This window comes from Pseudomonas sp. PA-4-8C (genome assembly GCF_021606625.1).
GTDB lineage: Bacteria > Pseudomonadota > Gammaproteobacteria > Pseudomonadales > Pseudomonadaceae > Aquipseudomonas > Aquipseudomonas lactis.
The window spans coordinates 1-10,578 of sequence record NZ_WKCD01000197.1; the positions used below are offsets into that span (position 1 = coordinate 1).

8 protein-coding genes, 1 tRNA gene and 1 pseudogene are annotated in these 10,578 nt (G+C 58.4%); 3 read left to right on the plus strand and 7 right to left on the minus strand.

Annotated elements, in window-relative coordinates:
• Positions 1–166: 166 nt before the first annotated feature.
• Both GIW04_RS22200 and GIW04_RS22205 read right to left on the minus strand, forming a co-directional pair.
• Positions 167–775 carry a LysE family translocator gene (locus tag GIW04_RS22200; RefSeq protein WP_003191561.1) on the minus strand — a complete coding sequence of 203 codons (609 nt, stop codon included), beginning with the start codon at positions 773–775 and terminating at the stop codon, positions 167–169.
• 122 nt (positions 776–897) lie between these two features.
• Complete coding sequence (locus GIW04_RS22205) at positions 898–1,347, minus strand: winged helix-turn-helix transcriptional regulator (protein WP_032897129.1); 450 nt, start codon at positions 1,345–1,347, stop codon at positions 898–900.
• Between the two features lie 96 nt (positions 1,348–1,443).
• On the opposite strand from GIW04_RS22205, the gene GIW04_RS22210 reads away from it, so the two are divergent.
• On the plus strand, positions 1,444–2,385 hold the full coding sequence (locus GIW04_RS22210; RefSeq protein ID WP_034135740.1) for an aromatic alcohol reductase: 942 nt from the start codon (positions 1,444–1,446) through the stop codon (positions 2,383–2,385).
• A gap of 50 nt (positions 2,386–2,435) precedes the next feature.
• Here the strand turns inward: GIW04_RS22210 and GIW04_RS22215 are convergent, their stop codons facing one another.
• From GIW04_RS22215 to pvdQ, 4 genes are all read right to left on the minus strand, one after another.
• Positions 2,436–2,603, minus strand: a complete 168-nt coding sequence (locus tag GIW04_RS22215) for a hypothetical protein (protein ID WP_183043776.1) — start codon at positions 2,601–2,603, stop codon at positions 2,436–2,438.
• Between the two features lie 216 nt (positions 2,604–2,819).
• Positions 2,820–3,539, minus strand: coding sequence for an META and DUF4377 domain-containing protein (locus GIW04_RS22220; RefSeq protein WP_232964718.1), 720 nt, complete (start codon positions 3,537–3,539; stop codon positions 2,820–2,822).
• A 350-nt stretch (positions 3,540–3,889) separates the two neighbouring features.
• Positions 3,890–3,963 (minus strand) — tRNA-Cys (locus tag GIW04_RS22225).
• Positions 3,964–4,177: 214 nt separating this feature from the next.
• Entirely contained in the window at positions 4,178–6,457 is a 2,280-nt protein-coding gene (gene pvdQ, locus GIW04_RS22230; protein ID WP_120248101.1) for a bifunctional acylase PvdQ, read from the minus strand.
• Between the two features lie 238 nt (positions 6,458–6,695).
• Here pvdQ and GIW04_RS22235 point away from each other — a divergent pair, with 238 nt between their 5' ends.
• Positions 6,696–7,076 (plus strand): hypothetical protein, encoded by a 381-nt coding sequence (locus tag GIW04_RS22235; RefSeq protein WP_003191568.1) that lies wholly within the window; start codon positions 6,696–6,698, stop codon positions 7,074–7,076.
• 10 nt (positions 7,077–7,086) lie between these two features.
• On the opposite strand, the gene GIW04_RS22240 is transcribed toward GIW04_RS22235, so the two are convergent.
• On the minus strand, positions 7,087–7,281 hold the full coding sequence (locus GIW04_RS22240) for a hypothetical protein (RefSeq protein ID WP_003191569.1): 195 nt from the start codon (positions 7,279–7,281) through the stop codon (positions 7,087–7,089).
• A gap of 288 nt (positions 7,282–7,569) precedes the next feature.
• Between GIW04_RS22240 and GIW04_RS22245 the strand changes: the two are divergent.
• Positions 7,570–10,578 (plus strand): annotated as a pseudogene (locus GIW04_RS22245) (hypothetical protein); the annotation flags it as partial.

A 10,578-nucleotide genomic window follows, 5' to 3' on the forward strand; every position in this document is an offset into this window, starting at 1 on the left:
CGCCACGCGCCATCCATGGCGCGGGGCGGCTAAACCGGCATCCCTGCCGGTTTACCCCCCAAATCACTGTCGAATTCCGGCCAGCGTGGTTTAACGGGGCGCTTGAGATCAAAAGCAGATCAAGAGCAAGATCAAGAGCGGCTCGCTTCGCATCGTGGTTACTTACTCAGCCCACAAACAGCATCGGATACAGCGACAATACCAACAGCCCGGCCATGGACCAGTTGAACATCCGTAACCAGCGCGGCTCACGCAGCAAGTTACGCAAGCCGCTGCCACACCCCACCCACACGCACACACTCGGCAGGTTGACCACTGCAAATACCAGCGCGATCACCAGCACATTGGTGACATAACCCTCGGCAGGCGTGTACGTGGTGATCGCCCCCAGCGCCATGATCCACGCCTTGGGGTTGACCCACTGGAAGGCCGCCGCACCGAGGAAGGTCATCGGCTTGCCGTGTTCATCCGGGTTGTCAGACATGCCGCCCGCATTGGCAATCTTCCAAGCCAGATACAACAAATACGCAGCGCCGACATAACGCAACAGCGTGTAGGCCCACGGGAACACCTTGAACACCTCGCCCAAGCCCAGCCCCACACAGATCACCAACAGCATAAAGCCGATGCTGATCCCCAGCGCATGGGGCATCGAACGGCGAAAGCCGAAATTCACGCCTGAGGCCAGCAACATGGTGTTGTTGGGCCCCGGGGTGATCGAAGAGACGAAAGCGAACAGCACGAAGGCTGATAACAGGCTGGTAGACATGAACATGGCGCGGCATCCAAGCGGTTGTGACGTGCCTGCGACAGTAGTGGGTTATGGCGCGCTGCGCCCCGTACAGCTAGGGGTGGATCGAGGCATACACTTGCACAGCCTTCATCGAGAAGTTGCGCTTACCGAGGCGCATCGGGAATCGGTGTGGGAACCTGCCATGCCGGTTTTTTGCCCTCCTGACTGTCGAAAACACGCCGAGCCTTACGAAAGTCCTCCACGTTTTCCACCACCCAGGTCCAGATAGGCGACATGCGAATCAAAAGCTCTCGGCCCAGGGGCGTCAGCTCGTACTCGACGCGGGGCGGAATCTCACCGAACTCGCGCCGAACCAACAAACCATCGCGCTCCATGGCGCGTAGAGTTTTGGTCAACATGCGCTGAGTCACACCTGTCATCTGCCGTTTTATCTCGGCATGACGCATCGCACCGTACACACCCAAGGCATGCAAAATGCCCAGTGACCAGCGGCTACCGGCGTGAGCCAGGACTTCACGCCTGACGCCATCGTCTTCTTCCCTGAGCGACTGGCAGATAACTTCTGCCTGGCTGAGCGTTTCATGATCGGTCATTTCTACCCCTGGTATCACCCGTGTGCCTTCTTATGAGCGCTGCCGAATCGTGCCAGCATGAACTCATCTTATCGCCAACAGGTCTGCGGAGAAATCATGCCTGAAATGACCCCACTTCCCTCTCAATCGATCCTTGTTCTAGGCGCCGGCGAGCTCGGCCTGCCGGTTTTGCGCAATCTGGCGCGTGAGGCCAAACGCGCGCCCGGCTCCACCCTCAGCGTGTTGCTAAGGGAGTCGACCATCAACACGCAAGTGCCCGAAAAAAAGGTAGAGATCGATGAGCTGCGCGGCCTGGGCATTCAGATGGTCGCCGCAGACCTGGTGAACGACTCAATCGATCAACTTGCCAAGGTCTTCGCACGCTTCGATACCGTGATCGGCTGCGCGGGCATGGTCGCGGGCCGCGAAACCCCGATGAAGCTGGCGACCGCCGCGCTCAAGTCCGGCGTGAAGCGCTACTTCCCGTGGCAGTTCGGCGTGGATTTCGAAGTGATTGGCCGGGGCAGCCCCCAGGATCTGTTCGATGCTCAGCTCGATGTGCGCGAGTTGCTGCGCGCCCAGGACAACACTGAATGGGTCATCATCTCGACAGGCATGTTCACCAGCTTCCTGTTCGAGCCGGTGTTCGAGGTCGTCGACTTCGACAACAACACAGTCAACGCCCTGGGCAGTCTGGAGAATAGCGTGACGCTCACCACGCCAGACGACATCGGCACGCTGACAGCGCAAATCGTGTTCTTCGAACCGCGCCTGCGCAATCAGATTGTCTACCTGGCCGGCGACACCGTGACGTATGGGCAGGTTGCGAGCATGCTGGAGCGTGTTCTGGATCGTTCGTTCAAGCGCAACGTGTGGACGGTTGACTACCTCATGCAGGCACTGGAGCAAGACCCCACACACCACATCAAGAAGTACCGTGCCGTATTCGCACAAGGCAAAGGTGTGGCCTGGCCTAAGGCGGCCACCTTCAACGAGCAACAGTCGATTCCGGTCACCACTGCCGAGCAGTGGGCTCGGGAAAACCTTGCAGACCTTTGAAAGCCGGATTCTGAGGCCAGCCGTAAAGGCTGGCACAGGTGAAGGGACGGTTAGCGGCTTTGAGCTTCACGCTGCCGGCCAGAGGCATGTTGTTTTTTTACATGCTTGCGCGACCTGAACTCGTATTGATGGTGAATAAACCAGGCGATCAACAACAACCCAGTGACGCCAAAAACCAAGACCAACAGCTCTAGCGCAGTACCTTCATGTGAAAACATTTTTCGTTCCTCGTCCTGAAGCCGTATGACCGAAAAAACAGCCACACCGAAATTGTTTGTAATAATTCAAACATTTTCAGGGTAGTCGGCAAATCCTCAGGTGACAACCCCGATCGGGCTATAACCCTTGATCTAGACGTGTCACTCGTCGAAAAACGGGTAAGTCACACGCAATAAAAAACCCCGTAGACGCTAATCTACGGGGTTTGCGCGAGCTTACTTGCTGCCAGAAGCGTCCTGCTCGACCACCATATCCAGCACGTAGACAGTCGAAGGGGCATCCGCTGGCGGATTCTTCCATTCGTACTGCTTGACCCGCAACACAGTGCGCACGCCGTCATGATGCACAAAGCCTTCGATAGGCTGGTACAGCGGATGCCAGGTGTCTTGGGTCGCCAGTTGCAGGCCCGCGTCGTCATAGCGGCGCTCGCGCACTTGCAGGCATTGATAGTTCGGGATCAAAGGGTGGCTGCACTTGACCGTCTTGGCCGCCACTTCCAGAAACTTGACCTCACCCTCGCTGCCATAGCGGGTCTGCGGGGTGGCCTCGCCTTGCAACTTGAGCACCGAGCCGTCTGCTGTCGTCAGTTGCAGCATCGGCGCCCTGTTATCGCCGGTGATCACAGCGCGCAGATCGCCCTTGAACAGCCGCCCTACCTGGGCGTCAAGGTCCATCAGGCTCTTGTCACAGGCCATCAGCGTAGAGGCCAGTGGCTGAACCTTCAGAACCCCGTCCTGATAGTGATAGCCGCCGAACTGACGATTGCAGCCGCCGCTGATGCTCAGGTTGTTGTCACCAAAGGCAACACGCAACTTGCGCTCGATGCCTTTGTTCATCGCCACGAGAGGCTTGCCCGACGCATCCGTTGCCGAGACCAGGTTCCAGTCGTAAGCAGATAAGGTTGGCTGGGCTACAGCGGCTGAGGTAGTTGGCATCGAAGGTGATTCTTCATGGCTTTTGGAAGGGGCGGCACAGCCTTGGATGAGTGCAGCACACACGGCTACAAGAAGAATTTTTTGTTTCATGGTTCACTCTGTCAGCTTTGATGAGTGCGGGCGTTATTCTGCGCTGGCAGGATAAGCGCGCGGCTAAAACGGCGTGAGGAGGTCGTTTGAGGCTTTAATGAGCGTAGACCCAATGCGCGCTTGGCGGACCTCGTCCTTGGCCGATAGCAATCGGACATCATTTGCTTCGATCAGTTTCACCCAATGAGGTCGGTGGCGGTATTGCTAAATCCCAGGCAATAAAAAACCCCGTAGACGTTAACCTACGGGGTTTCTAAGAGTGGAGGCCGAGGTCGGAATCGAACCGGCGTAGGCGGATTTGCAATCCGCTGCATAACCATTTTGCTACTCGGCCTCAAACGATCAATGCCCTTGTTGCTGACATTCACCGCATACAAACATGAGTGGGCTATGTGAAGCGTGCCTCTACTCTAACTCATTGAATACATTGAAGTTTTTAATGCTTCGTTGCGTTCGATGGGCGCCATTATGTACTCATTTGCCTAGGCCTGCAACCCCTTGATTTCAAAAAATATTCTGCCTTGGCATCAATGGGTTGCGCGTCTGCCCTACTCCTTCACCGTGTGGATTTGGTAGTGCGGGTCGGCCTTGATCTGGGCCTCGGTGAAGGGCAATGGGCGCAGTTTTTTCTCGGAGAAGGCTTGGGTCTGGTCCTTTGAGTAGGCGGACGCCGGGTTGCTGGACTCGGAGAAAGCGAGTACGCCGACTGCGTTGGGGCCTTTGTCGTCGAAGGTGACGATTTGCAGGTAGCTGGTGCCGCTGACGACTTCGCGTTTGCCGTCGGCGCGGGGCACGGTTTGCATGGCGTTGTAGATGCCGAGCTCTTGCGGGCCGCCGTGGATGGGGGTTTGGCCGGAAACTTGGATGTCGCCCCAGCGGGTCTGGCCCAGTTTGCCGACCTCTGCGCTGGAGGCCAGCATGGCTTCGCGCAGGGCTTTGGCGACCGGGGCACGGTCGATGGCGAGGCCACTTGGGGTGGTCAGGGGGTGGGCCGGGTCGAAGGCCACGCGCCAGGCGTCGGGGATTTGCTGCAGGTGTTGCATCAGGTTGATGAAGTGCACCAGGCCCACGCCGCTGTCGAGGTTGGCGCGCTGGTCCCAGTTTTTCAGGCTGGTGCAAAGTGGTTGCAGTGCAGCGGCGTCGGCCCCGAGGTGTTTGGCGCAGAACGTCAGCAGATCGGGCATGACTTGGCCCGCCAGGTACACCTCGTTGTCCATGACCATGTTTTGCAGGTCGGTGACGCTGATCGGCTGTTTCTCAAGGGTTTGCAGGCGCTGGAGCGCGAAGCGCGCACGCGGGCCGAGGCCGATGTTGTCCTGGCTGATCACCGGAGAGAAGCCGCTCAGGGGCGCCTTGGGGTTGGCCATCCATGCCGAGTCGTTGGAGTGCTGCACGTAGTCGGTGCGTTGCAGTTGGGGCAACTGGTCGGCCGGAAAGATACCGGGCTGGGCCGCGCGCGGGTCGATGTCCCAGGCGCAGGCGCTATGGGCGCCGTCGAGCACGATCATTTGCAACCCGGCCCGTGGGTCGCTGCAGGTTGCCAGCTTGGCGGCACTGACGTTGGGCACCACCGACAGGTTCATGTACAGGCTCTGGCCCTGGTCATCGGCGGCCAGGGTGTTGACCCAGGGGATGCCTTGCAGGGTGTGCACCGAGGTTTGCAATTCCTTGAGGCTGCCGGCGCGGTTCATGGCGTACCACTGTTGCAGCACCCGGTCGTTGCCCAGGTTGGCGTCGCGCAGGCTGAAGGCGTAGCGGCGGTCCCAGTCGAGCTTGCCGGGCCATTGCACCACGGGGCCGAACTGTGAACTGTAGACGGTGTGGGTCACGGCCTTGAGGCTGCCGTCGGCTTGCTTGACCTGTACCGTTACCGCCGTTTTATCCAGGGGGATGGACTTGCCGTCCAGCAGGTAACGGGTGGCGTCCTTGGGGTCGAGGGTCAGGCGGTACAGGGTGAAATGTTTGGACGTGTCCACGGTATGGGTCCACGCCACATGCTGGTTGAAGCCGATGTTCACCACGGGCAACCCTGGCAGTGCGGCGCCCATTACATCCAACTGGCCAGGGATGGTCAGGTGCATCTGGTAAAAACGCATGCCGCCCACCCAAGGGAAATGCGGGTTGGCCAGCAGCATGCCACGGCCATTGAAGGAGCGGTCACGGCCCACGGCAACGGCATTGCTGCCTCGGTCCAGGGTAAAGCGTTGCTGGTTGGCTGCGGCCAGTGCAAAGGCTTTGGCGCTGGATTGCATGCCGGCGGTGGCTTGGGGTGGTGCTGCCCCGGCCAAGGCTTCGGCGAATTGGCCGACGCCCCCTTCCACCAATAGCCTACGGGTCAACTTGACCAGGTCTTCCTTCACCAAGGGCCGTACCCACGCGGCCTGGCACTGCGCGGGGGCGCCCTGCTCCTTTAGATAACGATTGTAGCCAGCCACGTACCCTTCGATGCGCTGCTGCATCGCTGGCGTCTGGGCTTTCCAGAAGGCCGTCACGGCCTCGGATGTATTCAGCCAGTTGAAGAACACATCGCTGGCGAGGTTGTTGCGCTCCTCCAGGGTCGCTTGGTCCGGCCCGAAAAACCTGGCGCGCTGGCCATTGACCGTGACCACCTCATTGGCCAACAGGCACAGGTTGTCCTGGGCATAGGCGTACCCCATACCCACCCCCAGGCCACGCTCATCAACGGCGCGAATATGCGGCACGCCATAACTGGTACGGCGGATATCCGCCGACGCCTGCGTCATTTGTTCCCGTGCCGATGCGGCCAGGCTCAGCCCCAGCAACAGCCCTGCCACGCCCACTCTGGACAACCCGTTGGAAATAATCACGCCGACTCCACAGTCAAATTGAACACCCTCACAAGGGATGGTTACCCCACCGTAAGAACGCACATCGACCGGAATAATTTAGCCGCACACGGCTGTATATCGTCAGCGCTTGAAAAGTGACAAACCCGATACCGACAAATTTTCTACATCCGCCGTTTCATGATTTGCGTCACTCGTTCGTCTTATTACTCAAGAGCACCATCTTTTTCCTGATCAGGCTCTGAAAAGGAGTTTTTGCATGTATAACCCTCAAGTGCCCACGGATGGACATTCAAAGGCCACAGATACTCACTTTGGCAAAGGCACACAGGCGTTCGGCAACGCGCCCGAACAGCAGGGCAACCAGCGCATCCGCCATTTGCTCAAGTGTTTCGGTTTGCGCACCAGTCTGATCCGGCTGAAGGTCATCGACGCCCTCCTCACCGCCGCCGACAACCAGCGCACCCTAGGGGTCCGCGGCGTGCACAGCCACTTGCTGGAACTGGGCATTCCGTTGTCGTTTCTCAGCGTGCGCGAGGTGCTCAAGCGTCTGTGCAGCGAGGGCGTGATCACCCTGAACGCTGACAAGAGCTACAGCCTCCATGAAGAGGCTGCCAAGGTCCTTGAAAGCCGTGCCTGACTGATGCCCGTCAGAAGTTAGGCTTGACCTTGCGGCGCATGATGCCGTTGATCACCACGACGACCACGGCAATCGCGATCGCCAGGTACTGGAAGGTTTTTTCGCTGATCACGCCTATGTTTTGCAGATAAGACAGGCCAAACATCGCGCCCAGTACCGCCAGGGCAATCAGAAGCGAATATTTCAAGCGTTGCTTTTGGGTCATGACAAGTTCCTGAACCTTAAGAATGTAACCACGGTGTATCGCCGTACAGGCCAGGCACATACCCGCGTACGGGGATGGCGCGAGGTCGGCAGCATCGTATGTTACAGGCGATGAAAATTTTTGGCTTGTCCTGCGACATCGGTCGTACATATTCATTTACAGCATCGCTCGGGCTGGATTCGGAACCTTCCGACACCTTCAAACCAATTATTCGAGGCCCAACTAAGGAAGAATCATCCCTCGAACTATCATCAGGACGCGTGGGCCAAAGCCATTGGACTAGCCCACTTGATTATAGGTATCACTCACCCTCGCCCGCGTCGTGACGTCTCCACCGAAGAAACTGCTCTTGCATCTGAGGTCCACGGCCCTTCCCTTCCTGAGGTGGAGGCCATTGCACCAGTCAGCGCGAATCGCTCTGACCTGATCAAGGGCCTGCAAATAACTGATCAACGCCTGTTGCTCAATCAATACCAGCAACTCAATCAGGACATCCAGGCACTGCTGCTACGCCAGCCGACGCTCAGCAGCGTTATCGAGCAGCAACTCGCCCGCAGTTTAGGCATTGCGCCGCCCGTGGACGTCTCGTCGCTGTATGTACACCGCTATCACACCGATGAGCAGGGCCAGCGCAAGTTGGTCTCGGTAGAAGGCATCACCGAGGCGCTATTCAATGCGTTGCGCCAACTCAAGACATCTCCGGACGCTGAGCCCTCGACCAGTATCGTCGGCATGGAAGTCGGCTTTTACCGCAGCGACTCGCCAAGCGAAAGCACCCTGCAATTGCAGACTCGCGACACCCTGCTTTCAATTGCACAAGCCATCGAAAAAGAACTGCCCCTGAGCCTCGCCCGATTCTGGACCGAGCCACGCACGGGCGAACCCAACCCTGAGTCACCCCAAAACGAGTTGTTGGGTATCCACCGCGAGATGCTTTCCACCCTGGCAGCCTTGGGAGTGGAGGACGGCGCTTTGACGCCTGCCGCCAAATCGTTGATCGACAAGGCGCTCGAGTATCCGACCCTGGAGGCTCGGGAAAGCGCGATGAGAGATGGAGAACGGCCTGGTGTGTACCCGCTCAAGCTCGAGGTACCAAGCCCCGCCGGCAGCCTGCTGGCGGGCGCCTTCCTGATCACCAGCAGCGACGGGGCGTCAGCGGCACGCCCATTCAATAGTGCGCAAACCGACCGCACCTTGTCACCTGGCCAACAGCACGGGCTGACAGTGCTCTACACCCCCCGCGATGGCTATGAAACATTCGAAAGCCCGGCCAAGGCACTTGCGGCGCTGCGTCAACGTATCAACGACGATCCAGCTGCCGCAGAGCAATTGTTACTGAGCCTGCCAATAGAGGTTCAACAAGGCCTGAAGGGTGACTGGAAAAATCAATTGAGCCAGAACCTCTCCCCGGTAGAGGCCGACGTTATCGCCGCAGGCGTGCCGCAGTTGCTGGCGCGTCAGCGCCAACAGGTGGTCAACGCACTGCAAGCGCTGTATGACCGGCAAAGCGTCGAACCGGAACTGGTCGACCCCTGGGGACACCTATTGACTGAGGCGGACGTGCATCACGCCGCTGACCTGGGGCCGCATTTCGACGGCAGCAGCGCTCTGGAGGCTCGTGAGCAATGGCTGGACAGCCCATCACGCAGCATTGACGCACGCCAGGCGCTGGATCAAAACCTGGGGAATCAAAAAAACTGGCGCTACCTGGCGCAAAAACTCAACGAGTCCGCCCAGGCCTTGTCAGCCCCCCCCACAGAGCGCGACGTGTCGGCCATTCTGAAAAAAACACCGATGAATATCGCGCCAGACTCCGCCCATTACCAAGCCTATATAAGGGTACCTGGCCTGTCCGTAAGCCTTGAAGCCTTCATCACTGAACATGGCTTGCCATTGCCCAAGACCAGGGATGAACTGCTGGCATTGGCGCAAACCGCAAAAGCGCGAGCACAGCAACACCCCTTGGGCAATTTCAGTGGAGGCTTGTCTTGGCCGATCCCGCTGGACGCCGGCCAACAACAGACGCTGCGCATGGCCGCCGTCGAGCATGTGCACAGCGATCCTGAGTTACCACAGGAGATCCCCAAGCGCGGCGTACTGGAACATCTGGGCAGAAACCTGCATCTCTCCGAGCAGACACTGGAGGACCCGGTCAAGGTGCTCGAAACCCTGATCAGCTCCAAGGATGGCCAGGCGCTGGGCCAGGCCATGCAAACCAAAATGAATGGCATTGCCACGGACTCCAGCGCAAACGACTACGCACTGGCGGCAATTCAATTGCTGCTAGACCCCGAATCCTTGACAGCGCCCCAACGAAACCATGTGGCGGGTTTCGACCTGGCAGACAAAAAACATTGGGGCCAACGGCTGTCGACTATCGTCTACAGCCTGCGCCAACACCTGATTGATACAGGGCGCGAATCACCGGAATTGGCAGGGGCGGCTGCACACCTGTTACTCAGCCGCGCAGCCCCGCATTTGCTGGTCAAGAACATCCCTGACTCCGTGGTGTACGGCAGCACCGCGTGGGCAAACCTGTGCATGGCGGCGGCAGCCATTGAAGCCAAAACCCCAGGCCGGGTGGCCACTATGTCGTTTGCCGAAGTGATGATCACCGCCGACACAGCAGGCGCCGCCCCCGCCTCTGCGCAAGCCGCAACGATGTTGGACTGGGCAGTGGCCAATGACATTCTCCCGGCCAAGGACGATGCGCTGTACCAGCCAGCCGACCTGGATAAAGCCCAGACGTTGTTCAAAGCTCAACTCGATAAACTGATGGAAGCCTCGTCGCTAATCGGCGGGAGTTTCCCAAGCCGTAAACAGATGGCGCTGGACCTGCTGCTGAAGACATTCGGCCCCGGCATGGACTTCGAGCTCAAGATTTTTTCCAAATACAATGGCGATACACCCTCCAATCCGCGATCACTGCTGGAAATCGTCATGGAAGAACGGGTCATGGACGGTCGCTGGGAACTCACCAAAGAAAATACCGGTGTGGATATCAATGCGATAATTGCCTTCACCAAAGGTGCGTCATTCAATATTCAGCGCGCGTTTGAGGATGCCTTTTCAACCGCCTTGGACAACCATAAGACCGTCAAGAAAACGTCCATCCTCAACGCACTCAGCAATCTGCCGCCCGAAGATAGAAAAAACCTCACCCAAGGCAAACTCAATTACTTTCAAGAAAAAAGCTACAGGGTCAGCTGGATGCCCTTCAAAGGGGAAACCTTGTTTCATACCAGCCCGACCATACTGGCGACCGCGCAACACAACGGGCAAACAACCACCTATGAC

Coding starts and splice junctions, on each gene's coding strand:
- GIW04_RS22235 (WP_003191568.1), top strand. CDS start 6,696: ATGTATAACCCTCAAGTGCCCACGGATGGACATTCAAAGGCCACAGAT.
- GIW04_RS22240 (WP_003191569.1), bottom strand. CDS start 7,281: ATGACCCAAAAGCAACGCTTGAAATATTCGCTTCTGATTGCCCTGGCG.
- GIW04_RS22210 (WP_034135740.1), top strand. CDS start 1,444: ATGCCTGAAATGACCCCACTTCCCTCTCAATCGATCCTTGTTCTAGGC.
- GIW04_RS22200 (WP_003191561.1), bottom strand. CDS start 775: ATGTTCATGTCTACCAGCCTGTTATCAGCCTTCGTGCTGTTCGCTTTC.
- GIW04_RS22220 (WP_232964718.1), bottom strand. CDS start 3,539: ATGCCAACTACCTCAGCCGCTGTAGCCCAGCCAACCTTATCTGCTTAC.
- GIW04_RS22205 (WP_032897129.1), bottom strand. CDS start 1,347: ATGACCGATCATGAAACGCTCAGCCAGGCAGAAGTTATCTGCCAGTCG.
- GIW04_RS22215 (WP_183043776.1), bottom strand. CDS start 2,603: ATGTTTTCACATGAAGGTACTGCGCTAGAGCTGTTGGTCTTGGTTTTT.